This is a genomic window from Streptococcus sp. 2022WUSS083 (assembly GCF_044427155.1).
GTDB lineage: Bacteria > Bacillota > Bacilli > Lactobacillales > Streptococcaceae > Streptococcus > Streptococcus hashimotonensis.
This window is the reverse complement of sequence record NZ_JAOTGK010000007.1, coordinates 51539-75833: the sequence shown is the minus strand read 5'-3', so window position 1 is coordinate 75833 and position 24295 is coordinate 51539. Positions and strand designations below refer to the sequence as shown.

Below are 24295 nucleotides of genomic sequence, written 5' to 3'. Positions count from 1 at the left end.
GGTAAATACTGTTATGCGGTATTAGCTATCGTTTCCAATAGTTATCCCCCGCTATGAGGCAGGTTACCTACGCGTTACTCACCCGTTCGCAACTCATCCGTCTAGTGCAAGCACCAGACTTCAGCGTTCTACTTGCATGTATTAGGCACGCCGCCAGCGTTCGTCCTGAGCCAGGATCAAACTCTCATAAAAAGTTTTGATTCAAACTCAAGCTATCACTAGCTTTCCGTTTTATTGTTTTGTTTTGTCATTGACGATTTATCATTAGATAAATCACCCTGCACGTTTGGTTCGTCTTCTTTAATTTTCAAAGGTCTTGTTCGTTATCGCGCTCTCGCGACAACTATCTTAGTTTATCATTTCTTGGAAACTTTGTCAACACTTTTTTGAAACTTTTTTTCATTTCGCTGTTGACCAGTCACTCAAGAGACAACTCAATTATTCTATCATCTTCTGATGGACTTGTCAACACTTTTTCGAAACTTTTTTTCGTTCCTCTGTTAACTAGCCCTTCATGAGACAACTCAATTATTCTATCACGACTTATATACATTGTCAACCGGTTTTTTGAAAATGATAAAACAGCTGCAAAAACTGCAACTGTTTTATTATCTTTATTGACGTACCTCTAGAAGACCCAAATCTCCATCTTCACGTCTATACAATACATTTGTTGTACCGTCATTGGCATCTGTATAGATAAAGAAATCATGTCCGAGCAACTCCAATTGGAGGACTGCTTCTTCCATATCCATTGGTTTCAAGTCTACTTGCTTAGTACGAACCACTTTTACCTCTTCACCTGTTTGCTCAACAAGTTCATCTGTAAAGACTTGACCAGTTGCCACTTTTTGACGATGTTTTCGTTCAATCTTGGTTTTGTTACGACGAATTTGGCGTTCAATCTTATCTACTACAAGATCGATAGAGCCATACATTTCTTGTGAAATATCTTCTGCGCGAAGTGTAACTGCTCCAACTGGAATTGTTACTTCTACTTTTGCGCGCTTGTCACGGTAAACTTTTAGATTTACTTTAGCATTCAACTCTTGTTCTTCATTGAAATATTTCTCAATCTTAGCCACTTTCTCTTCTACATAGGTGCGAAGTGCATCTGTAACTTCAAGGTTTTCTCCACGAATACTGAATTTAATCATATTAGTACCTCTTTCTTGGCTTTCGCCTTTCTTCACTATTATTATACCACATTATAGGAATATTGCAACCGTTTTCTTATCGTGTTAGTGAAAATGTTTTGATTTCTTTCCTACCAATTTTCATGAAAAGTTCTACAGCAAGTTGGATTGTGGCTCCTGTTGTATATATATCGTCGAATAATAATATTTTTTCTGGCACTTCTTTTTCATCTAATAGATAGAACATCTGTTTTGCTTCTAGTCTCTCTGCTCGATTTTTAGACGATTGTTTTTGGCTTTCATACTTTCCAAGAAGGGACTGATAGGGAATATTTGTAGCATCCAAAAGTCCTTCCACTTGATTAAACCCACGTTCTGATAGTCGTTTTTGACTAATTGGTATGGGAACAATTGTGTAGTCAGGAAATTGGCTTAACGCTATTCTAAGCTTTTTTGCAAAAATATTTCTTAAAACATAGTCTCCTTGAAATTTGTAGCGACTAAAATAATGTGCCATCGCTTGATTATATTGGTACAAAGCTGTGTGGACAACTGGTTTCCCTTGATTCTGCCAGTACTGACAATCCTTGCAACTTTCCGATTCTCCATTTTTATAACAATGTGGACAGTGTTGCTCTGCTATTTCCTCAAAAGTCGAAAAACATTCTTCACAGGTGCCCGATTTTTCTTTACTAAAGAAGATGAGATCTGAAAATCTTATTTTATTTTTCATAGCTTGACCGCACAATAGACAATTAGACATAACCAGCCTCCTTGTTCATCTGTTTAATTTCAGCGATTGCCTTTTCAATGGCTCCTGTACTTCCTTCATGATAAAACTGGAGTAACCCAGTCGGACGTTCCATACTTCTGCCGACCCGGCCTGCAATCTGAACAAGACTTGACGCTGTGTAGAGGTAATGATTGGCTTGAACAACAAAGACATCTACACATGGGAAGGTTACCCCACGTTCAAGAATAGTAGTCGAGATTAAGACTGTGATTTCTCTCTTGCGAAACCCCTCAACGATTTCAAGGCGATTTTCTGTTTGACTGGATACAAAGCCAATTGTTTCTTCTGGGAATGTTTTTTTCATTATCTTGGTAAATTCTTGACCTTTGGAGATTTCTGGGACAAAAATGAGTAAGGGAAAGCCCGACTTTCTCTGTTCTTCAATCGCTTTTTTCAACTTTGGGACTAGTCTATTTTTCTTTAGGGTATCATCGAATCTACTAAACCAGACTTTTTGCGGGACAACAAGCGGATTGCCATGAAATCGCCTTGGCAAACTAAGACGGTTTAATTTGCCCGTTCTGACTTTTTTATCCAATTCATCTGTTGAAGTCGCCGTCAGAAAAACTTGAACACCGGCTTCCTTGACCGCATTGTCTGCTGCTCGATAGAGCATGGGATTATCTGCATAGGGAAAGGCGTCTACTTCATCAATCAAAACCAAATCAAAGGCCTGATAAAATTTTAATAACTGATGTGTGGTTGCTACAACTAATGGAGTTCGGAAATAGGGTTCAGACTCTCCATGTAGTAAACTAATTGGAATTGAAAAGTCATTTTGCAGACGTTTATAGAGTTCGATACAAACATCGATTCGAGGACTGGCTAAGCAAACCGCTCCGCCTTTATCAATCACTGAGGCAACGGTATGGTAAATCATTTCTGTCTTACCTGCTCCTGTTACTGCATGAACCAATGTCGCACGATTATTTCCCACGTTTGCAACTAGTCCATCTGAAATTCTTTGTTGCCAATCAGTTAGTTGACCTTTCCACTTTAAACACTTAGTGATTGGAAAATCTTTCTGAGGAAAATGATAGAGTTTTTCGTCTGACCGCACTCTGCCTAGAAGCAAGCAGGCTCGACAGTAATAAGCATCGTTTGGCAATTTGTTTTCTTCTTCAAAAGTTGTTCCACAGCGAAAGCAGTTATTCTTTTTTGTAATACTTGGCACTTTTTCTGCTATTTCTCTTTCTTTTGCTGTCAATTGGTATTTGGTAAATAATCTTCCATAATAATTTTCTAATTCTTTCATCGCTTATTTATTCGGAATTTCTTGTCAGTTTTAAAAAAAATTAGTACAATTTGGTTATGAAAGAATTTAAAACAATTAGAGAAGATGGTATTGTTGAGGAAGAAATTAAAAAGTCACGATTTATCTGCTTTATGAAACGAGTGACCAGCGAAGAGGAAGCTCGCGACTTTATCAACAAGATCAAGAAAGAACATTACAAGGCTACTCATAACTGCTCTGCTTTTGTCCTTGGAGAAAATATGGAAATCAAGCGTTCCTCAGATGATGGGGAGCCGTCTGGTACTGCTGGTGTGCCAATGCTGACGGTTTTAGAAAATCACGATCTGACCAATGTCGCAACGGTGGTTACCCGCTATTTTGGAGGTATCAAACTAGGGGCAGGCGGACTTATTCGTGCTTACGCTGGAGCAGTGGCTAATGCAGTCAAGGAGATCGGTGTTGTGGAAGTCAAGGAGCAGGAAGGTATTTCCATTAGTATGTCCTACGCCCAATACCAAGAGTTTGCCAATTGGCGAGCTGAGCAAGGTCTGGAAGAATTTGATACCCAGTTTACTACTGAAGTTTCAACCATGATTTTTGTAGATAAAGAATTCCTTGAACAAACATTAGCAAGTCTTACTGACTTTTACCACGGAAAAGTATTCACGGAAAAAGCTAACTCTCGAATCGTTGAGGTACCTGTCTATTAAAAAAAGCTATCGGCGAGATAGTTTTTTTATATTATCCTTTTTTGACTTTCTACTATATAATGTATAATAACATTATTTGGAGGTGCCATATGGCTATTTATCAAAACATTACTCAATTAGTTGGAAAAACACCTGTTATTAAACTCAATAATATCGTTCCAGAGGGAGCAGCGGAAGTCTATGTGAAATTAGAGGCCTTTAACCCAGGATCTTCTGTAAAAGACCGGATCGCCTTGGCTATGATTGAAGATGCTGAAAAGGCTGGTACCATCAAACCTGGAGATACTATTGTTGAGCCAACAAGTGGTAACACTGGTATCGGTCTTGCTTGGGTTGGAGCAGCAAAAGGTTATAAGGTGATTATCGTCATGCCTGAAACCATGAGTGTTGAGCGTCGTAAGATTATCCAAGCTTATGGAGCTGAACTTGTCTTGACTCCTGGTAGCGAAGGGATGAAGGGGGCTATCGCCAAAGCAAAAGAGATTGCTGAAGAAAAAAATGGCTGGGTTCCTTTCCAGTTTGCTAATCCATCCAATCCAAAAGTTCACGAAGATACAACAGGACAGGAAATTTTGGAAGACTTTGGAACAACTGGTTTAGATGCCTTTGTATCTGGCGTTGGTACTGGTGGTACCGTTTCAGGTGTTTCGCATGTTTTGAAGACAGCAAATCCAGATATTGCTATCTATGCTGTCGAAGCTGATGAATCAGCTGTCTTATCTGGTGAAGCACCTGGTCCACACAAGATTCAAGGTATTTCGGCAGGTTTTATTCCAGATACTTTGGACACTCGCGCCTATGATGGCATTATTCGTGTCAAATCCGATGATGCCTTAGCTACAGGTCGTGCTATCGGTGGAAAAGAAGGATTCTTAGTTGGTATTTCTTCAGGTGCAGCAATTCACGCTGCTATCGAAGTCGCTAAGGAGTTGGGAACTGGAAAAAAAGTGTTGGCAATCTTGCCTGATAACGGAGAACGTTACTTGTCAACAGCTCTTTACGAGTTCAATGATTAAAAAGAAAGAAGGTTAGGAATACATCCTATACCTTCTTTTCTTTGTGTTCTTTGAGATAGCCTTTAGCTTCCTCAATCCATTTCGGAAGTTGTTTTGCTAAAGGGGAAAAACCAATTTTATTCCGTTCATTTGTAAAACGATGATGACGCGGAATTTTTTGTTGTTCTTCTTCTAAGGTCCGGATTGATAAACTAGCCTTTTCAGTATATTCATCAAAGTCAACTACCTGTACCAAAACCTCTTGCCCCAATTTTAAATGATCATAAATATTATCAACAAAACCTGTTTTGATTTCCGAGATATGGATCAGGCCCGTCGTCCCATTCTCTAATTGTACAAAGGCTCCATACGGCTGAATGCCCGTTACCGTCCCCTTGAGTTTATCTCCGATTTTCATCTTAATCCTCTATTTCGATGGTCTCAATTACAACATCTTCATGTGGACGATCTGCTGAATCTGTTGCAACCGCTGCGATAGCATCCAAGACGACGAAGGATTCTTCATCAACTAGATGACCAAACACTGTGTGGCGTTGGTCTAGATGTGGTGTCCCGCCATTTTTGACATAGGCTTCTGCAACTTCTTTAGGCCAACCGCCTCGTTCTAATTCTTTCGCATTGTATGGGAAGTTTTGGTTTTGAACGATAAAGAATTGGCTTCCATTTGTATTTGGTCCTGCATTGGCCATTGACAAGGCTCCTCTGAGATTAAAAGCTTCCATTGAAAATTCATCTTCAAACGCAGTACCATAAATAGATTCACCACCCATGCCTGTTCCGGTTGGATCGCCACCTTGAATCATAAAGTCTTTGATAATACGATGGAAGATAATTCCGTCATAATAGCCATCTTTAGAAAGAGCTACGAAATTTGCTACCGTTTTGGGTGCAATTTCAGGGAAGAGTTTTACTGTTAACTTACCGCGGTTAGTCTTGATATGCGCAACTGGCCCTGTAACATTTTCCAAATCTAATTGCGGGAAATATTTTTCTTTTTCTACCATACCTAATTTCTCCAAGGCATCAAAAATGCCATCTTCTTCTACTTTTTTTGTGATATAATCTGCATGCTTTTGCAGTTCTGGATGCGAATGCCCCATAGCGATACTAATTCCTGCATAATCGAATAACTCAATATCGTTGAGTCCATCTCCGAATACTAGGACATTTTCAGGTTTCAGGCCTAGTTTTTCAACAACCTTAGCAACACCAGTTGCTTTGGAAGAGCCTTTTAGCACAATGTCCGATGAAATAGCATCCCAGCGAACACTACGCAATTCCGCTTGCAACTCTTCTGGAAGTTCTACTTCGTGACCATCTTTCTCGAAAGTTAACAATTGATAGATGTCATTTTCTTTATAAAAAGTTGGGTTTGTTTCCAAACCTTCATAAATCAAGTCAATTACTTGACTAATGCGGTCAGTTCGTGCAGAAAGTGTCCCTTTTTGACTACCAAGCATACCATATTCGATTCCAATTTCTTTAGCCCAATTTAATACAGATTCTACTAAATTTTGGGGCATTGGCTGATGGTACACTACCTGACCTTTGGCATCTTCTACGTAGGAGCCGTTAATCATAGCGAAAAAGTCTGGCTTTAAGGCCTTGATTTCTGGCACCAAACCATAAGGCGTTCGTCCTGACGCAATTCCTGTCAAAATTCCCTTTTCTTTCAGTGATTTGAAAACCTGCTGAATTGATTCAGGAATGTAGCCTGTATTCTTCACACGTAGCGTGTCGTCAATGTCAAAAAAGACTATTTTTATTTTTTTTGCCTTATATCTGAGTTTTGCATCCATATAATTCCACTATCCTTTGGTTGAAAATTAACTAATTTTCATTATACCACTATTGGTCCTCTTGCGCCACCAAACCATGCTGGAAAGCATAAACAACTGCTTGAGTACGGTCGCTCACAGCTAGTTTGGATAAGATATTGGAAACATGGGTTTTAACAGTTTTTAGGGAAATGAAGGACTCATCTGCAATTCGTTGATTATCATATCCCTTGGCTAACAGCGTCAAGATTTCGCGTTCACGAGCTGTCAAGTCATCATGTAAATCTGGGTGGCGTTTATGGTGCTCTACTTTTTTCTCTACTTCTGTCTCAATAGCATATTCTCCAAGAGCTACCTTGCGGATGGCTGCTAAGATTTCGTCAGCACTTGACGTTTTCAACATATAGCCACGAGCTCCTGCTTCCAGCACAGGATAGATTTTCTCATTATCTAGGTAGGAGGTCAGGATGACAATCTGCGCTTGCGGCCATTCCTTCAGCAAGGCCAAGGTTGCTTCTACGCCAGTCATCTTGGGCATAACCAAGTCCATCACTACAACATCGGGTTTAACCTCTAATGCTTTAGCCAAACCTTCCTCGCCATCACTAGCTTCTGCGACTACTTCAACATCTGGCTGTAAATTTAAGTAACTTTTCAATCCTAGACGAACCATCTCATGGTCGTCAACCAGCATCACTCGAATCGTATTCATCTTCTTTTCCTTTCAATAGTGGGATACGAATATCGATCGCCACTCCCTTATTTGGGGCTGTGCGAATTTTTATCGTTCCAGCCATGTCTTCAACCCGCTCACGTATGTTTTGAAGACCGTAACTTAATTCATCATCTGCACCTTGTTGGAAGCCGATACCATCGTCTGTCATTTTCAACTGCAGTTCTGTTTCCTTCTGCAAGAGGTAAACATCCAAATGCTTGGCCTTGGCATGTCGCAAGGTATTACTGATAATTTCTTGCGCAATGCGGAAGAGATGTTCTTCAATTAGTTTCGGTAGCTCCTCTACTTCATGTTGGAAATGAACGATAATATTACTTTTGTCGCTAACTTCACGCAAAATCAGCTCAAATCCTTCAACCAAGGTTTTACTTTCAAGTTCACTTGGGCGTAGATGTAATAATAGGATGCGTAGGTCTCTTTGGGCAGACTCAATCATGTCTTTCACGAGCATCAGCTGTTCCTGCAAGGTTTCCTGCGGAAGAGTGGATAGATTGGACGATAATCCTGACAAAATCATGCTCGTTGCAAATAACTCTTGACTAACCGTATCATGCAAATCCCTGGCAATCCGTTTCCGTTCTCCCTCAACAATCTCTTCTTTCTTGACTAAATCTTGATTGTCAACCAGCTGCACCTGACGCGTGAGGTTTCTGACCTTATCAGACAACTGGAGCAAGAGTTGATCACTTTCGGTGTCTGTTCGAATGCTTTTATTCTTCAAGATAGCTTGTAACTTCGTCCGCATAACCTGAGTGGAGGCTAGGCTGACAGTTTGTACCATTACAGCTAGAAAAAGGGTCAAAACAATAACTAGTAGAATGAGAGTAAACACGAGCTGCTCCGTTGAAATCCAGAGCGTAACATCTAGCAATGAATAATTTAAAAGTGGGAGGGTGGAAGCAATCACCACAAAAACAATAAGACAGGCAAACCAGGCGAGGAGTAGGTAGGTACGTTTTCTCATACGCGAACCACCTCCACGTCTCCCAGTATATTGTTGGTAACGACTTTTACACGTTTGTGTGATTCTTGATAATCGGGACTATTGACCGCTATACTTTCATTCCGCAAATCCCAGTATGATTCACCCAGGAAACTTACTCGTCCATAGATACTAGTTGCTGAAAGTGCAACCTCAACATCAATTGGAACAATAATTTTTGTCCGTCCGAACGTTTTACGAATTACAACAATATTATCTCTGCCAACTAATACAGTCTTATCCAAATCAACTACATCATTGCCAAACAAGCGTACAATGTTAATATCTTCAAAACCAAACCTATCTTGAGAGTGATCGTGGTTGCCAAACCATCTATTTTTCTCTTTTTGAACCTGTAGAGAATAGTCACTAAAAACAATGTGGGTATATTGGTTTCTCTTTTCATAACGTGAAAAGAAATTAATCAGCATGTAGACGACTAGTAGCATAATCCCAATAATGAAGAAGGGATTTAAAACAAAGACCAAAAATAATAGAGATAAGGAGCTGACCAGTAAAACACTGTTGATTTTTCTTCCTAGGAAGTACCAAATGATGAGTAATAAGGCAGAGAAAAGTAGCAGGGTCCGACTGGCCTCATTGGCTACCACATCAAAGGCTGCCATCGTAAAAATCATACTTTCTATTAGTAGAAAAAATTGAACTTTCCGCATCTTCTCCATCCTTTCTATACTATTGTAACAAAAAATAAGTAAAAGAACTCCATCCAAAGTAGGAAATATTAGTTCAAAGCAACGAGATACAGGCTGTACTTGGGTACGGCAAAGTAAATTAACAAGGCAAGCAAAATAAACTAAACATACTACAAACTATGCAAATCACTCTAGCCCATCACCCTTGATGGACAGAAGGAAACAATTTTGGCATAGGGGACCGCTCACAAGCTACGCTCTCTAATCAAGAGAAAAAGGTTCGGCATCTGCCCAACCTTATTCATCTTTATTGTCCGCTATCTGTTGAAGTACTTGTGCTAGTGGAACTTCCTGTTGAGGAATCGCTACTGGTACCGGTTGATGCAACGGAGACATACAAGGTAACTGTTCCATCAATTGTTGCGCCAGCAGCAGGATATTGTCCAATGACGATGTCACTTGTCGTTGAATAATAGCTTCTATCTTCTTGTTTTTCAATACTTTCCACATTGACACCCAGTGCTTGTAATTGACTACGTGCCTGTGAATAGGTGTAATTGCCAGATGTCAAATCAGGCATAATCAATTCTTTTCCTTTTGAAACAACTAGATTGATGATAGAACCTTTTGTCAACTCTGTATTGGCAACAGGATCTGTACTGATAACCTGACCCGCAGTAACAGATGAGCTATATTCCTGAGTAATAGTTCCAATACTGAAGCCTGCTGTCTGAAGAATTTGAGTAGCATTCTCCTGAGTTTTTCCAACAACGTTTGGCACAACTTGTGGCGCTACTCCTTTGGAAACGTAAAGGGTAATTTTTGCCCCCTTCTCAGCAGAACTATTTGCTCCTGGATCTGTTTTGATAACAAGACCTTGGGCAACTTTTTCGCTATATTCTTCTTTTATTGTCACTTGGAAACCAAGAGCCTCCAATTCCTGCCGTGCAGTATCAGAATCCTTATCTGTCACATCTGGAATAGATACCATCGCAGCCGTTGCTACCACAATATCAATCTTACTTCCTTGACGTCTGGTCGTCTTTGCAGCCGGAGAGGTCCGTATTACCAAGCCTTCATCTACAGTCGCTGTCGCTTCTTCTGTGATGTTTCCAACTTCCAATCCTGCCACTTCAATCATTTCTGTAGCTTTTTCAACGGTTTGACCAGACACATCAGGGACGGTAACTGTTCGTGGAGTGTTGAAAAACATGAGTCCAGTCGCTATGACTGTTAACAAAATAGCCCCTATCAAGACTTTGTAGCGTGTACGCATACCTGGCCTTGGTTTTGAAACAGGCTTATTTCCCGACTTCGCCACTTCTTTCTTACCAGCCCCCTTATCCGTCGCAGAAACTTGGGCAGAACTGTTTGTATGCGGTACTTTCGTTTCAACATTGGCTTGGGAGAGTTTTGGCAATGTTTTTGTATCAACCTTGTTCCCTTCTAGTTCAACCCTGGGTTCATTCCGACGATCCATGGATAGAGCCGAAGCTAAATCTGCATACATTTCTGCAACCGACTTATAGCGCTCGTTTAATTTTTTTGCCGTTGCTTTTAGTACAACATTTTCTAAGGCCTGAGGTACGTTGGCATTCTCTTCTCTAACAGATGGGAGAGGTTTTTGAAAATGCTGAAGAGCGATCGTCACAGCACTGTCTCCATCATAGGGAATGCGACCCGTCAACATTTCAAAAAGGATGATCCCCATCGCATAAATGTCACTTTGAATGGTCGCTTTCGAACCACGCGCCTGCTCAGGTGAAAGATAGTGAACAGAACCCAACATGGAGTTGGTTTGTGTCAAACTCGTTTCAGCAAAGGCAACTGCAATACCAAAGTCTGTTACTTTAGCGACTCCATTGGAAGTCAAAAGGACGTTCTGAGGTTTCAAATCTCGATGGACAATTCCTCTCGTGTGCGCCATGCGCATAGCAAGGAGAATCTGTCCCATAATTCGCACCGCAACATCGTTGGAGAGTGGTGCATTTTCTTTTATATAACGTTTTAAATCGAGGCCATTGACATATTCCATAGCCAGATACTGTTGACCATCTTCTTCACCGATGTCCGAAATACGAACGATATTGGGATGGTCAAGTTCTGCCATGGCACGCGCTTCACGTTGAAAACGCTGGATAGCAATTTGATCTGTCTGATAGTTGGTCCGAAGAACTTTAACAGCAACCTCTTCTCCATCTAAAATCAAATCTCTTGCTAGGTAAACATCTGCCATACCGCCTCGACCAATTTGCCGAACGATTCGATACCGACCGGCAAAGATCTTACCGATTTGAATCATTACCTAGCCTCCTCCGTAATATGAAGCAAACCTACTGTAATATTATCTAGACCGCCTGCATTATTGGCAAAACGTACAAGTGTTTCTACCTTGCTTTCAATTGAAACATCACTCAATACAATATCACGAATGTCCTCGGTTGGCACCATATTGGTTAAGCCATCGCTGTTAATAAGGACATAATCTCCAACCTCAAGAGTTTTCAAAGCAATGTCTGGTTCAATTGGTTCGGCTTGTCCAATGGACTGCGTTACAATATTTTTTTGAGGATGACGCTGTGCTTCTTCTTCTGTGAGCTGACCAGCTCGAACAAGGGCACCTACCAGCGAATGGTCGTTGGTTAGACGTGTATATTCGCCATCTCTAATCAATCCAACTCGTGAATCTCCAACATGGGCATAGATCATTTGGTTGTCGATGACAACAACTGCTTCAAGAGTTGTTCCCATCCCCTTGTATTCCTCTGTCTGTCCAAGTTCATGAATCTTTTGGTTTTCAGCATCAATGATTGCAACCATCCATTCACGGACATCATTCAAGGTCACTAATTGAGTATCAACCCAAGCAGCTCCCAAATCTGTTGCTGCCATTTCACTAGCAATATGGCCGGCACGGTGACCACCCATTCCATCAGCTAACACGACCAAATCAATCCCTGCGCGGTTTTTGTAGCGATTGATATAGTCTTGGTTGTTCGAACGTTTCTGTCCTACATCAGTAAGTAATGCAATTTCCATAATTTTTATCGTTGCTAAGCAACTTCCTCCTCTTATTCTAGGATTTTCGTCTAAGTTGACCGATGAAAAAGCCATCTGTCTTATACTGTTCAGGGGTTATCAACAAGCAGCCATCCATCATAATATCTGTTTGAGGGTGTTCTAGTGTCACCTGTTCAAAATTGGGATGGTTTTGCAGAAATTCTTGAATAACCTCTTGGTTTTCCTTAGCAATAATCGTACATGTGCTATAGGTTATTATACCACCAATTTTCAAGCTTTGGCAAACACTGTCTAGTATCTGCAACTGGATAGTCTTTAGAGAATCAAAATCCATCGATGCCTTGTTATAACGAATATCTGGCTTACGGCGGATGAGTCCAATACCTGAACATGGGGCATCCACTAGGATTTTATCAAAGGTATCAGGTCCAAATGTTTCATGAACACGACTGGCGTCCAGACCTTTGGTCTCAATCTTATCTGCTAGACCTAAACGACGTGCGTTTTCTTCAATCATGTTTAGTTTATGATCATATAAATCCAACGCATAAACTTTTCCATCCGTAAGATAGCTTGCCATATGACAGGTCTTTCCACCCGGAGCCGCACAGGCATCCAAGATAATTTCATCTCCTTGAATATCCAAAGTCGGAGCTACCAATTGACTGGTTTCATCTTGAATAGTGATGAGTCCTTCCTTGAAATAATCTGTCCCCGCAAAGTGTCCATGAGATTTAACCAACCCAACTGGTGATAACTGCGAGTGTTGGGCACCTAGCTCCTCTGCCAATCGCTCCACTTGTTGACCATCTGTCACACGTACACTGGCCTTATTCCGATCATGTAAGCTTTGGAAAATCTTCTCTGCACGTTCATCGCCATATTCTGCAATCAGGGTTTGGACCAACCAAACTGGCACAGAATACTGAACGGATAGACGTTTGTTCTTTCTTTTAATATCTGCTGGTTTCGGCAAGGAATCCTGACTAAGCTTACGCAAAATAGCGTTGACAAACTTATCTGTCCCAGGCTTTCGCTTGGCAATATTAACTGCCTCATTGACAACTGCGTGGGTAGGTAATTTGTCCAAATATACCAACTGGTATAGGCTCAACATGAGGAGATAGTAGACCCAAGTGTCCAACTTTTCTCTATCTTCGATAAAATGTGCCAAATACCACTCTAGGGTAATTTTACGAGAAACCGTCCCATAAACCAATTCGGTCGCCAAGCCCTTGTCCTGTGCTGATAAACGAGAAGATTCTAGGGCTTTATTGAGAGCGATGTTCGAGTAAGCACCTTGATCAAAGACTTGTTCCAATACAGATAGGGCTAGACTTCTTGCTGTTTCATGTTTATTGATCACCAAATTGATCTCCTACTGCAATATCTCGACCTGCACCATTTAAAAAGTCTGCAATGGTCATTTTTGGCTTACCAGCTGGCTGGACAGTTTTCAGAGAAAGGGCTCCCTGACCTGTCGCAATGATCAATTCTTTCTTGCTTCGAGCAATAACCCGACCAACTGGTCCTTCACCTTCTGCTTCTACAGCTTCTTGAATTTTAAACCGTTCGCCTTGCCAATAGGTGTGGGCAACGGGCCACGGGTACATACCGCGAATCTGATTAAATAGTTGACGAGCTGTCTTATTCCAATCCAGTACCTCTTCTTCTGGCTGGATATTTGGTGAGAAGGTTACCTGTTCTGGATTTTGAGCGACTGGTTTCAAGTCACCAGCAATATAGGCTGGTAAGGTTTGTAATAATAAATCTCGACCAACAACAGCCAACTTTTCAAACAAGGTGCCGACATTGTCGCTTTCTTCAATAGCAATGCTATCGCTGGAAATCATGTCACCGGCATCCATTTCCTTGACCATTTCCATGATGGTTACACCGGCACGTTCATCACCGTTAATCAAAGCGTAATGGATAGGGGCACCGCCACGGTATTTAGGAAGAAGAGAAGCATGAACATTGACCGCAAAGTCAACTGAGTTCAATAATTTGGTTGGTAGGAATTGCCCAAAAGCTGCCGTCACAATCCCATCTGCTCCTAAATTCATCAGCTCATCCATTTCTTGACTTCCAGATAGCTTCTCTGGTTGATAGACTGGTAAATTGTATTCCAAGGCTACTTCTTTCACAGGTGTCATTTGGATGACTTTTTTTCGTCCAACAGCTCGGTCTGGCTGGGTTACAACTGCCAGTATGTTATAATTCCCATCAGCTAAGAGCCCTCTTAAGACCGTCGCTGAAAACGCTGGCGTTCCCATAAAAATCAACTTTGTCATATTCGTGTTCTCATCTCCTTTTCATTTTCTGATTCATATCAATTATACTATCCCCTAATTATATCATTTTTGCTTATTTTTTCCTTAATCAAAGGTTCTTAAAACAAAAAAATGCAAGGTCAATAGTGACCTCACATCATATTCTGCGGTTCATTGTCAATAATCAGTCGCAAATCTTGATTTTCTCTCTCCTGTGTCCAATCCAAAATCTGATTCAATACCTCTTCCAAACGGTCTTCATGCCGGTATTTCAAGATGATCTGGTAGTGGTAGAGATTATGGGTTCTAGCAATAGGCTTGGGCGTCGGTCCCAAGATTTGAATTGCATCTGTTAAGTGTTGACGGAGAAAGGCTACAGTTTCATAGGCTTTTTTCACGACAAATTCTTCTGACTTGTGCGAAAAGGTTAAGCCAACTGTAAAATAGTAAGGTGGATAACCAAGATTTTTCCGAATGCCCATCTCATAACGATAGAAACCTTCATAATCCTGCTCTTTGGCAAAAGCAATGGCATAATGATTGGGGTTATAGGTCTGAATCAGGACCTCCCCTTCCTTATCAGCTCGACCAGCCCGACCAGCTACCTGAGTTAGCAACTGGAAGGTCCGCTCAGAAGACCGAAAATCAGGCAAATTCAGAGCCGTATCCGCATTGAGCACCCCAACTAGGGTCACATTTGGAAAATCCAAGCCCTTAGCAATCATCTGAGTTCCCAGAAGAATATCCGCTTCGCCTCGACCAAACCGTTCGAGCAAGTCCTCATGAGCACCTTTTTTCTTGGTAGTATCCACATCCATACGCAAAATTCTAGCTTCTGGCAAGAGCTCCTGCAATTCATCGTAGGCCTTTTGCGTACCCGTCCCATAATAACGAATAGAACGACTTTGACAGTTTGGACAGGTCTGAGGAATCCCCTTTTGAAAACCACAATAATGGCAATTCATCGTTTTTGTATCCATGTGAAGTGTAAGGGAAATATCACAATTGGGACACTGGTCAACGCTACCGCAATCACGACACATGACAAAAGAAGAATAACCACGCCTATTCAACATAAGAACGACCTGTTCCTTACGAGCCAATTTTTCTCTTATCTTTTCAATCAGAACAGGGGTAAAATTACTAGCCTCCTGCTGACCGATGTAATCTCGGAAATCCACAACTTCCACTTCTGGAATACGAGCCAAGGGATTGGCCCTCTGGTTAAGAGTCAGTCTTCCATAGACTCCTCGACTAGCCCGAGCCCGTGTTTCAAGACTCGGCGTAGCAGACCCCAAGACCAGGGTCGCTCGATTATAGTCTGCCCGCAACTTGGCCACATCACGCGCATGGTAGCGTGGATTGCTGTCCTGCTTGTAGGTCGCTTCATGCTCCTCATCAATGATGATAACACCCAAGTTTGTCAAAGGGGCAAAAATGGCCGAACGGGCCCCGACAACCACCTGGGCATTCCCCGCCTCAATCTTCCGCCACTCATCGTACTTCTCACCATCAGACAGGCCCGAGTGCAGAATAGCAACCTGCTGACCAAAACGAGAAATAAAACGATTGGTCATCTGAGGAGTCAAGGAAATTTCAGGCACCAGCATAATAGCCGTTTTCCCCATTTTCAAGACCCTATCAATAACCTGGAGATAGACTTCCGTCTTCCCAGAGCCTGTCACTCCTTGCAGTAGAAATGTCTGACTTTCCTGACCGATAGAGGCCACAATCTCCCGAACCGCAATGGCCTGCTCTGGATTCAAATCCAAGGCCTGCGTTTTTTCCACCTTATCAAAAACACCCTGAGTCCGCGACACTTCCTCTTCCCAGACTTCTATATAGCCCTTTTCTTGGAAATAGCGGAGCGTATCAGCTGAATAGTCCGATTTTAGGTTTGAAAGGAGCTGGTCTTCCGAGTGTTCCAGAAGAAATTCCCTTAACTGCTGCCGTTTTTTAGCCCGATTGCTAATGTCTGCTTCTCGTAATTTCTCCAGACAAACTCGGTACCATTTTTCTGTCTTGATTTGCTTCTTATCCTTGGCCACATAGTCTACCAAGATTTTTCCTGACTGGGCCAGACGCATGATTTTCCCTTGCTCTGTCACGTCCAAGTCAGAAAAACGAATCTGCTCCTTATCACCAAACAGACTAATCTGCTCTGCCATTTCCAAACCAAGCCCTGGACGGAGCAATTTGTCATAGGTCGAATTGAGCAAGCTGGGCAACATGGATTTTAAGAGGGTAATTTTATAGGAGAAGACCGACTTTCTCATCTGGTCCGCCAACCAAAATTGCTCTTGATTGAGAACAGGACTATAGTCCAAAACCTCGGCAAGCTCTTTCAAGTCTTGTACCTTATTTTCATCATCTTCATCAATCAAATCAACTACAATCCCTTGAATCAGCCGATTTCCCTTACCAAAGGGTACATGGACACGCACGCCAACCTTGAGCCCCTCTTCCAACTCAGCTGGAACTCGATAGGAATAAGCTTGATCTGTCTGCATCAAAGGGACGTCTACAATAATCTGTGCTAACATACCATCTCCATTTATTTTACCTTCTAATATCACGACTGATGCGAACAAGGTTCACTTTATGTATAACGAGGCTGGGCAAAAAGCCCGGGACCACTACTCAGAGTTCGTGTCAACATCTCAGCGCAGTGGTTAATTGGCAGATTTGTTCGTGTTTTGCACTCCAAATCTAGCCTAATCAACTGTGCAGGGGTTGGAAGACGAACTCTTTTTATCTTGGTCGAGTTCTTTCCCACTCCCCAAATATTAAAAGATAAACTAAATGACCTGCCTCCTTTCTGTCAAAACTTTCATCATTCCGAAAGTGAAAAGAAACCCGGATGGCAATCCCAACCGAGTCTTGTTTCTAAATCTTTTCGCCTTCTTCTTTTTCTTTAGCAATTTGAGCTTTGATTTTACGCTCTTCTTCTTCCGCCAAACGTTTAGCCTCTTCGGCACGGCGACGAACAGCCTCACGTTTCGCTTCTGGGTCTGGGTGGATGACTACATTACCTGATTCAATTTCTTCCAAGGCGCGTAGGGTGGATTTCACTGAGGTGAATTCTTGAGTTGGTTTGGCACCTGCTTCCAATTCATGGGCACGCTTAGCCTCAAGAATAACCAAAGAATACTTAGATGGTACCTTATCCAACAAGGTATCAATTGACGGCTTCAACATCATAATGCGATTCTCTCTTCTTTCTTTTATCGTTCTGCTATCTGTTCACGAATCATTTCATCGTAGCGACCAATCACTCGATCTACACGGAAATGTTCTGCTTCGATAATACGCTTGACACGCTCAGCAGCCAACGGGACTTCATCGTTCACAACTGCATAATCATACTCACGCATCAAGGCGATCTCTTCCTTGGCACGTTCGATACGTTGAGCAATAACTTCCTCACTATCCGTTCCGCGACCAATCAAGCGATCTTGCAACTCCTCCAAGTCAGGTGGTGTCAAGAAAATGAACACCCCATCTGGAACCTTTTTCTTCACTTGGAGGGCACCCTGTACTTCAATTTCTAAAAAGACATCAATTCCCTTATCAAGAGTTTCATTGACATAGGTCAGAGGTGTTCCATAGTAATTTCCAACATACTCTGCATATTCCAACATTTGACCCTGGCGAATCAAATCTTCAAATTCCTCACGACTACGGAAGAAATAGTCAACTCCATCAACTTCTCCCGGTCTCTGTGGACGTGTCGTCATGGATACAGAATATTCAAATTTATTATCAGAGCTTTCAAAAATTTCCTTTCGAACTGTTCCTTTTCCAACACCAGATGGGCCAGAAAAGACAATGAGTAAGCCTCGCTCTTTCATGATATCTCCTTTTAAATCTTTCATTCTAGTGTAACAAAATTTAGCATGAATTTCAACTGCTTTTAAATACGATTAGAATATTTTCTATTCCCAACCCGAAACGAACTTTGAGCCAGTAGAAAAAGAGCCCTTCGGACTCTTCTACATTTACTTAGCAACATCTGTTGCTCTTGTTTCACGGATAACCGTGATTTTGATATTTCCTGGATAATCCAGATTATTTTCAATTTTCTCACGAACATCATGGGCCAAGATGGTAATCTGATCATCAGTGACCTTGTTAGGATGAACGATAATCCGAATTTCACGACCAGCCTGAATAGCATAGGATTGTTTAATCCCTTCAAAACTGTTGGCGATTTCTTCCAAGTCTTGCAGACGTTTGATGTAGGCTTCCATAGATTCGCGACGCGAACCTGGACGAGCAGCGCTCAGAGCATCTGCCGCTGCCACAATGACAGCAATAGTACTTGTCGCTTCTACATCGCCATGGTGACTAGCAATCGCATTGATAACAATTGGATTCTCTTTATATTTCTTAGCCAATTCTGTACCGATTTCAACGTGGCTTCCATCCACCTCACGGTCAATAGCTTTACCAACGTCATGTAGGAAACCAGCTCGACGCGCCAAATTCACATTCTCGCCCAATTCAGCAGCAAGTACACCTGCTAATTTAGCAACTTCGATTGAGTGGCGAAGAACATTTTGTCCATAAGAGGTACGGAAATGCAAACGTCCCATGATTTTAATCAAGTCTGGATGAAGGTTTGGTGCCCCAACTTCATAAGCAGCAGCTTCCCCATACTCACGAATACGGTTATCCATCTCTACACGGTGTTTCTCAACCAACTCCTCAATACGAGCTGGATGAATACGACCATCTTGAAGCAAGGTCTCCATGGTCATACGGGCAATCTCACGGCGAATCGGATCAAAACCTGATAGAACAACCACTTCTGGTGTATCATCAATGATAACATCGATACCTGTGAGACTTTCAAAGGTACGAATATTTCGACCCTCACGTCCAATAATCCGTCCCTTCATCGCATCATCCGGTAAATGAACCGATGTAATCGTCTGCTCAGCCACATATTCACCTGATATACGTTGCATCGCTTGGGCTAACAAGTCCTTTGCCATCTTGTCAGAACGTTCTTTTACTTCACGCTCTGCTTCCTTGATACGAGTCGCAATTTCATGCGTCAGTTTATCACGTGTATCGGTAAGGATGATTTCCTTCGCCTCTTCTTGACTGAGGGCCGCCACTCGTTCTAACTCCAAAGCTTTTTGTTCTTCGAGTTTTACAACTTCTTGTTCACGCTCATCAATGTGCTTAGCTTTATCGGTCAGACTTTGTTCCTTTTGTTCCAAAGTCTTTTCCTTGTTGGTCAAATTATCGTCTTTGCGGTCCAAACTGGTCGCACGCTCTGTCAAGCGTGATTCGATTTGCTTCAACTCTTGACGTTCTGACTTAAATTCTTCTGCAATTTCTTCTCGGTACTTACGAGCTTCTTCCTTAGCTTCCAAGAGTAATTCTTTTTTCAAGGTCTGGCGATCACGCTCAGCTGTTTTTAGAATAACCTCAGCTTGCTCTTCTGCTCGACCACGAACATTACTAGCTTCTTGTTCTGCGTTTAAAAGTGTCAATTCTGCAGTTTCTTTTGCAGATTTCATCTTCAAAGAAATGGCAAAGTAACCTAATACTAAACCAATGAGAGCAGAAACAAGTGTCACTACTACTGTAATGATATTCATATTTCTACCTCTTTTTTTATAATTCGATTTTCACAAAATCTGTATCTATTTTATCATATTTGAAACGATTTCACAATTCCAAATTGTCAAATATGGTATAATAAATTTATCACTTATTTGGAGGAAACCATGAAAAAAGAAGTCACTGTCGAAAGCTTCGAGCTAGACCACACTATTGTAAAAGCACCTTACATCCGCTTAATTTCTGAAGAAGTCGGACCAAAAGGAGACATTATTACAAACTTTGATATTCGCCTTATCCAACCCAACGAAAATGCAATGGATACAGCTGGTCTACATACCATTGAGCATCTATTAGCTAAACTAATTCGCCAGCGCATCGATGGGCTAATCGACTGCTCTCCTTTCGGGTGTCGGACAGGTTTCCACATGATTATGTGGGGAAAACAAGACTCTGAAAAGATTGCTCAAGTCATCAAGTCGAGTTTGGAAGAAATTGCAGAAGGCATCACTTGGGAGGATGTCCCTGGAACAACCATTGAATCATGTGGTAACTACAAAGACCACAGCCTTCATTCAGCTAAAGAATGGGCCAAACTAATCCTTTCTCAGGGAATCTCTACCGATGCCTTTGAAAGAAAACCAATCTAACAAAAAAAGCGGATACACCGCTCAGAACGTAGACAAACTCCTAAAAATATAAAAAATTGAAGAAGTTTGCGAAAGATAGCAAGTCATTAAACTCTTAGAAACATTGATATTTCGGCGTTTCTGAGAGTTTTTTTATTTTCAACACAAAGAAAAAAGATTGAAGAAAATTGTCCAAAATGGACTTTTTCTTCAATCTGAAGCGGCTAAAACGCTTTTTGTTTAATAATCCAAGGCATCAGAATGACCAGCACCATTACCGACAAAGTAACCTGTCTTACAATTTATAGAGAATAAGTAGGTCCCATCTGGTTTAAACATATTGTAGTAGCCATTGCCGTTGATAATATTAACTTTTTCCAAGATATATTGATTGCCTGTTATATACCCACGCTGTTGCGAGATAGTCACAATATTTTCAAGAATACCTGGATTAAAATTCCATGCTTCATTGTTTACATCATCAATCATCGCTTGATTATAAGGAACTCGACTGCGGTCACGTTGCAAGACGACACCAGCTGGCACGGCAATACCAGAGTCGGTTATTGAGCCTGAAACCGTTGTTGAAGCGACTTCTGTTGTCGCTGGTACACCAGTAGATACCGTTTCATCAGCACCTTGGCTGCTTGTGACTGCAGCCTCACTTGCTACCGTAGCCGAAGCGACTTCCTGTTGTGAACGACCAAAATTCACGACCGATGCCAATAGACTGTCAACCGCACTAATCCCTGTCGTTGTCGCAGAAAGAGATTCTCCTGATTTAACCGTCGCCGTTGTATCAATTTCACCATTAACAACGACTTCTTTATCAAACTGACCATTGATGGCCTGAATGGCTGCAATGGCTTTTTCAAGATGATCATACTGTTCTTTAGCTTTGGTATAACTGTCCGAATTCTTGTCCAATTTTTCCAACAGCACTTTCAGTTCTGCTAATTTACCAAACTCTGAATTTTTTAGCTTGGTCAAACTATTATCCGTAAAGAAACTATTATAGAGCTGTTCAAAAGCGGTCACATTCGCATCTGTCGAACTTGATGCTGTCGATGACGTCTGGCTTGTACTTGTTGAACTTGAAGAAGTCGCAGTATTCGATTTGTTAACCGAATTCATCCAAACCAGCGCCGTCGCCATTACACCAATCATTGAAAGCCCTACTGCTGACCAGAAGTAAAATTTCTTTTTCTGATCCCTATCTGCGCCCTCACTATGGTCCAAGTCTTCGGCTTCATCTTCTTCCAATTCTAAACTAGAATCATCTGCCACTGAAGATAACCCCTCCATTGCTACGGTACTTGCAATCACTGTTTCTTCCAAGGTTTCCATCGGAGTTACCGAAAGTTCTTCTACAATAGGAGCAATCTCCTCACTAACTTCCGTAAGAGAAGAATCATTTGCTTCTACCTCTTCCGCGCTTTCATGTCCTTGATTTTTTTCCTCATCAGCCACCTCAACTAAAGGAAGATGATTGATTTTGGTTTCAAATTTTTGAGATTCAATTTCTGCGCGGTGTTGCTTGATGTAACGATCCAAGAGACCATCATCTTCTGTCACACCCGCTTCAATCTCCTTATGTTTTTTGACTGCTTCTTCGATTGTTAAATCTTTCGCCACTTCAAAATCTAAAACTTTCTCCTCATCCAAAGGAAGATGATGACTATTTTTTTCTCCCACGATGTCCTCCTATCCTTGCACTTGACGTTTCACTCGTTGACCAAAAAATTGATAAAGATCCACTTTTAGGGTACCATTATACAGTTTGCGTTTCTTATCCGCTTGCTGTCCAAAACGGGTTTCAAACAACTCATCACTAGTTAGAATAAACTTAGACCATGTTTTGAGTGGTTCAAAAGTCTCCCCCATTTCTCGATACAGGGTAACAATGGCTTCACCATCCAACAAACGTTCTCCGTAAGGTGGATTAGAAATGATGACACCATTAATTTTATCTGTACGCAAGTCTTGCACACGCATTTGCTTGAAAACAATATCTTGCTCAACTCCTGCCGCAAATGCATTCTTCTTCGCAATTTCAATCATACGAGCATCAATATCTGATCCAGCAATATCTAATACCAAATCTGTTTTGATAGAAGCTTGTGCTTCTTTGCGTAATGCAGCCACCAATTGATTCTCAACCCACGGCCATTCCTCAAATGCAAAACTTCTCTTCAAACCTGGGGCTATATTTTTGGCCAACATAGCTGCCTCAATACAGAAAGTTCCCGATCCGCAAGTAGGGTCAATAAGCGGTTTATCTGGATACCAATTCGATAATTGCAAAATAGCAGCTGCCATATTTTCTTTGATTGGTGCGCCACCTTTTTCCACCCGATAACCACGTTTGAACAAACTAGAACCTGTCGTATCAATCCTGACTGTCGCCACATCTTTCAAAATCGACACTTCAATTTTAAACTCTGCCCCCATCTCTTGCAAAGGAACCCCTTCGGGACGAGAGAAGTGTTTCTGCAGTTTCTTTACAACTGCTTTCTTAGAAATAGCCTGCACACTTGGTTCATTATGCAATTTCGATTTGACACATTTGGCCTTGGAAATAGGGAACTTGCAGCCTAGAGGCAAGTAATTTTCCCAGTCCAAGTTAAAAACTCCTTGGAACAACTCTTCAAAAGTCTTTGCTGGAAATTGTCCAACAATGATTTTAATTCTATCTGCTGAACGCAGCCAGATATTGGTTTCGATAATGGATTTTACATCTCCTTGAAATCGAACACGGCCATTTTCCACTTGACATTCATAGCCAAGATTACGAATTTCTCGACCCACAACCGCTTCCAGACCAGCTGCTGCCGTTGCAATCAATTCAAATTGTTTTTTCATTTTTTTCCTCTACAATAAAAGCTAGCAGAGCTAGCTACCTATTTTATGCAATTTTCTGTAAGCCATGTTTTGTTCCGGTAGTACTAGGTTCTACCACCTTCGATAATCATCTGTCTACTGTCTAAACAGTCAGGATTTCTGTTCATTTCCATCCATCCCATGCCCCGACCAAAGTTTGGGTTGCTAGCTTGAGGGGTTTACCGCGTTCCATTTTTTACGTTTCCATAAAAACTTCGTCACTGTGGCACTTTCAGATCTACTCTGGCATATCAAAAGACTTAGCCATTTTAACCGCCGTAACGCCCAAGGGCGTCCCTAGGCTTATTGATTCGCCTAGCACAAACACTACTGGCATCTCAGCCAGTGCTAGCATGGACTTTCCTCATGGTAGAAAACTACCACGCGATTATCCAAAAATTGCACCTTAATTATCTTAGAAGTTGTATCTACAAAGCAAGCCACTTTAAATCAAGGAATTTTTTGTACACAAATACAGAATGTATTTGTGTATGAGAAAATAACTGCGAATAAAGTGTCAGTTTAGGTGTACAATTTTCTATTCTTGATCCTGAACGATTTGTTTTCCAAATACTTCTTTCTCCAGACGATTCAGACGGCGGAGAATATCAAAGTTTGTCGCTGAAGATGGACGTTCTGTACGCAATACATCGTTCGATTCTTCAGTAGGAAGAGTTGTTTTGGGAGAATTTGCTGCCTGCGCTTTCAATCGAGCAATTTCGCCTTTTAATTCCTTGATAATCGCTTCATAAGCATCATAGTCTTTCATAATATCATCAAGAAAATCGTTCACTTCATCTTGATCATAGCCACGAAAACCAATTTTAAAATCTTGCTCGAAAATATCTTTTGTCGTAAATTTAATACTTGCCATCTCTCT

The 24295-nt window shown here is 41.4% G+C and carries 22 protein-coding genes, 1 rRNA gene and 1 other RNA gene; 3 read left to right on the top strand and 21 right to left on the bottom strand.

What is annotated here, in order from left to right:
• From ODU41_RS09540 to ODU41_RS09525, 4 genes are all read right to left on the bottom strand, one after another.
• Positions 1 to 192: ribosomal RNA gene (locus ODU41_RS09540) — 16S ribosomal RNA — on the bottom strand; the annotation flags it as partial.
• A 422-nt stretch (positions 193 to 614) separates the two neighbouring features.
• A complete protein-coding gene (gene hpf, locus ODU41_RS09535; RefSeq protein ID WP_014637536.1) occupies positions 615 to 1157 on the bottom strand; it encodes a ribosome hibernation-promoting factor, HPF/YfiA family in 543 nt (180 codons plus the stop codon).
• A gap of 76 nt (positions 1158 to 1233) precedes the next feature.
• Positions 1234 to 1899 (bottom strand): ComF family protein, encoded by a 666-nt coding sequence (locus tag ODU41_RS09530; protein ID WP_105156084.1) that lies wholly within the window; start codon positions 1897 to 1899, stop codon positions 1234 to 1236.
• Positions 1892 to 3184: a DEAD/DEAH box helicase gene (locus ODU41_RS09525; protein WP_105156085.1), complete on the bottom strand. Its 1293-nt coding sequence runs from the start codon at positions 3182 to 3184 to the stop codon at positions 1892 to 1894. Before ODU41_RS09525 ends, ODU41_RS09530 begins: the two co-directional genes overlap by 8 nt.
• A 56-nt stretch (positions 3185 to 3240) precedes the next feature.
• On the opposite strand from ODU41_RS09525, the gene ODU41_RS09520 reads away from it, so the two are divergent.
• Both ODU41_RS09520 and cysK read left to right on the top strand, forming a co-directional pair.
• Positions 3241 to 3873, top strand: a complete 633-nt coding sequence (locus tag ODU41_RS09520) for a YigZ family protein (protein WP_172020626.1) — start codon at positions 3241 to 3243, stop codon at positions 3871 to 3873.
• A gap of 89 nt (positions 3874 to 3962) precedes the next feature.
• The gene (cysK, locus tag ODU41_RS09515) at positions 3963 to 4889 is read left to right on the top strand and encodes a cysteine synthase A (protein ID WP_024406394.1); all 927 of its coding nucleotides are present in this window, start codon (positions 3963 to 3965) and stop codon (positions 4887 to 4889) included.
• Between the two features lie 25 nt (positions 4890 to 4914).
• On the opposite strand, the gene ODU41_RS09510 is transcribed toward cysK, so the two are convergent.
• From ODU41_RS09510 to ODU41_RS09450, 13 genes are all read right to left on the bottom strand, one after another.
• The gene (locus ODU41_RS09510; RefSeq protein ID WP_002937017.1) at positions 4915 to 5286 is read right to left on the bottom strand and encodes a S1 RNA-binding domain-containing protein; all 372 of its coding nucleotides are present in this window, start codon (positions 5284 to 5286) and stop codon (positions 4915 to 4917) included.
• 1 nt (position 5287) lies between these two features.
• Complete coding sequence (locus tag ODU41_RS09505) at positions 5288 to 6688, bottom strand: bifunctional Cof-type HAD-IIB family hydrolase/peptidylprolyl isomerase (protein ID WP_044763266.1); 1401 nt, start codon at positions 6686 to 6688, stop codon at positions 5288 to 5290.
• Positions 6689 to 6737: 49 nt separating this feature from the next.
• Entirely contained in the window at positions 6738 to 7379 is a 642-nt protein-coding gene (locus ODU41_RS09500; RefSeq protein WP_002937025.1) for a response regulator transcription factor, read from the bottom strand.
• A complete protein-coding gene (locus tag ODU41_RS09495; RefSeq protein ID WP_002937028.1) occupies positions 7351 to 8367 on the bottom strand; it encodes a sensor histidine kinase in 1017 nt (338 codons plus the stop codon). The genes ODU41_RS09500 and ODU41_RS09495 overlap by 29 nt, the downstream gene beginning before the upstream one ends.
• Positions 8364 to 9023, bottom strand: coding sequence for a cell wall-active antibiotics response protein LiaF (gene liaF, locus ODU41_RS09490; RefSeq protein ID WP_228475102.1), 660 nt, complete (start codon positions 9021 to 9023; stop codon positions 8364 to 8366). The genes ODU41_RS09495 and liaF overlap by 4 nt, the downstream gene beginning before the upstream one ends.
• A gap of 322 nt (positions 9024 to 9345) precedes the next feature.
• Positions 9346 to 11340 carry a Stk1 family PASTA domain-containing Ser/Thr kinase gene (gene pknB / locus ODU41_RS09485; RefSeq protein ID WP_398578955.1) on the bottom strand — a complete coding sequence of 665 codons (1995 nt, stop codon included), beginning with the start codon at positions 11338 to 11340 and terminating at the stop codon, positions 9346 to 9348.
• Positions 11340 to 12077 (bottom strand): Stp1/IreP family PP2C-type Ser/Thr phosphatase, encoded by a 738-nt coding sequence (locus tag ODU41_RS09480; RefSeq protein ID WP_004194145.1) that lies wholly within the window; start codon positions 12075 to 12077, stop codon positions 11340 to 11342. The genes pknB and ODU41_RS09480 overlap by 1 nt, the downstream gene beginning before the upstream one ends.
• 37 nt (positions 12078 to 12114) lie before the next feature.
• Positions 12115 to 13428: a 16S rRNA (cytosine(967)-C(5))-methyltransferase RsmB gene (gene rsmB, locus ODU41_RS09475; protein ID WP_398578954.1), complete on the bottom strand. Its 1314-nt coding sequence runs from the start codon at positions 13426 to 13428 to the stop codon at positions 12115 to 12117.
• Positions 13415 to 14353: a methionyl-tRNA formyltransferase gene (fmt, locus tag ODU41_RS09470; protein ID WP_044768658.1), complete on the bottom strand. Its 939-nt coding sequence runs from the start codon at positions 14351 to 14353 to the stop codon at positions 13415 to 13417. The genes rsmB and fmt overlap by 14 nt, the downstream gene beginning before the upstream one ends.
• 131 nt (positions 14354 to 14484) lie before the next feature.
• On the bottom strand, positions 14485 to 16875 hold the full coding sequence (locus ODU41_RS09465) for a primosomal protein N' (RefSeq protein ID WP_398578953.1): 2391 nt from the start codon (positions 16873 to 16875) through the stop codon (positions 14485 to 14487).
• Positions 16876 to 17218: 343 nt separating this feature from the next.
• Positions 17219 to 17533, bottom strand: a complete 315-nt coding sequence (gene rpoZ, locus ODU41_RS09460) for a DNA-directed RNA polymerase subunit omega (protein WP_004194153.1) — start codon at positions 17531 to 17533, stop codon at positions 17219 to 17221.
• Positions 17534 to 17556: 23 nt separating this feature from the next.
• Entirely contained in the window at positions 17557 to 18183 is a 627-nt protein-coding gene (gene gmk, locus ODU41_RS09455; RefSeq protein WP_004194155.1) for a guanylate kinase, read from the bottom strand.
• Positions 18184 to 18330: 147 nt separating this feature from the next.
• A complete protein-coding gene (locus ODU41_RS09450) occupies positions 18331 to 19944 on the bottom strand; it encodes a ribonuclease Y (protein ID WP_011921986.1) in 1614 nt (537 codons plus the stop codon).
• Between the two features lie 129 nt (positions 19945 to 20073).
• Here ODU41_RS09450 and ODU41_RS09445 point away from each other — a divergent pair, with 129 nt between their 5' ends.
• On the top strand, positions 20074 to 20556 hold the full coding sequence (locus ODU41_RS09445; protein WP_004194159.1) for an S-ribosylhomocysteine lyase: 483 nt from the start codon (positions 20074 to 20076) through the stop codon (positions 20554 to 20556).
• Between the two features lie 219 nt (positions 20557 to 20775).
• Here ODU41_RS09445 and ODU41_RS09440 read toward each other — a convergent pair whose 3' ends face one another.
• The 4 genes from ODU41_RS09440 to gpsB all read right to left on the bottom strand — a co-directional run bounded on the left by ODU41_RS09440 (position 20776) and on the right by gpsB (position 24289).
• A complete protein-coding gene (locus ODU41_RS09440) occupies positions 20776 to 22230 on the bottom strand; it encodes a cell division site-positioning protein MapZ family protein (protein ID WP_105145468.1) in 1455 nt (484 codons plus the stop codon).
• A 9-nt stretch (positions 22231 to 22239) separates the two neighbouring features.
• The gene (locus tag ODU41_RS09435; protein ID WP_105145466.1) at positions 22240 to 23397 is read right to left on the bottom strand and encodes a class I SAM-dependent RNA methyltransferase; all 1158 of its coding nucleotides are present in this window, start codon (positions 23395 to 23397) and stop codon (positions 22240 to 22242) included.
• A 53-nt stretch (positions 23398 to 23450) separates the two neighbouring features.
• Positions 23451 to 23815: RNase P RNA component class B (rnpB, locus tag ODU41_RS09430), an RNA gene on the bottom strand.
• A 138-nt stretch (positions 23816 to 23953) separates the two neighbouring features.
• Positions 23954 to 24289, bottom strand: a complete 336-nt coding sequence (gene gpsB / locus ODU41_RS09425) for a cell division regulator GpsB (protein ID WP_004194167.1) — start codon at positions 24287 to 24289, stop codon at positions 23954 to 23956.
• Positions 24290 to 24295: the final 6 nt, after the last annotated feature.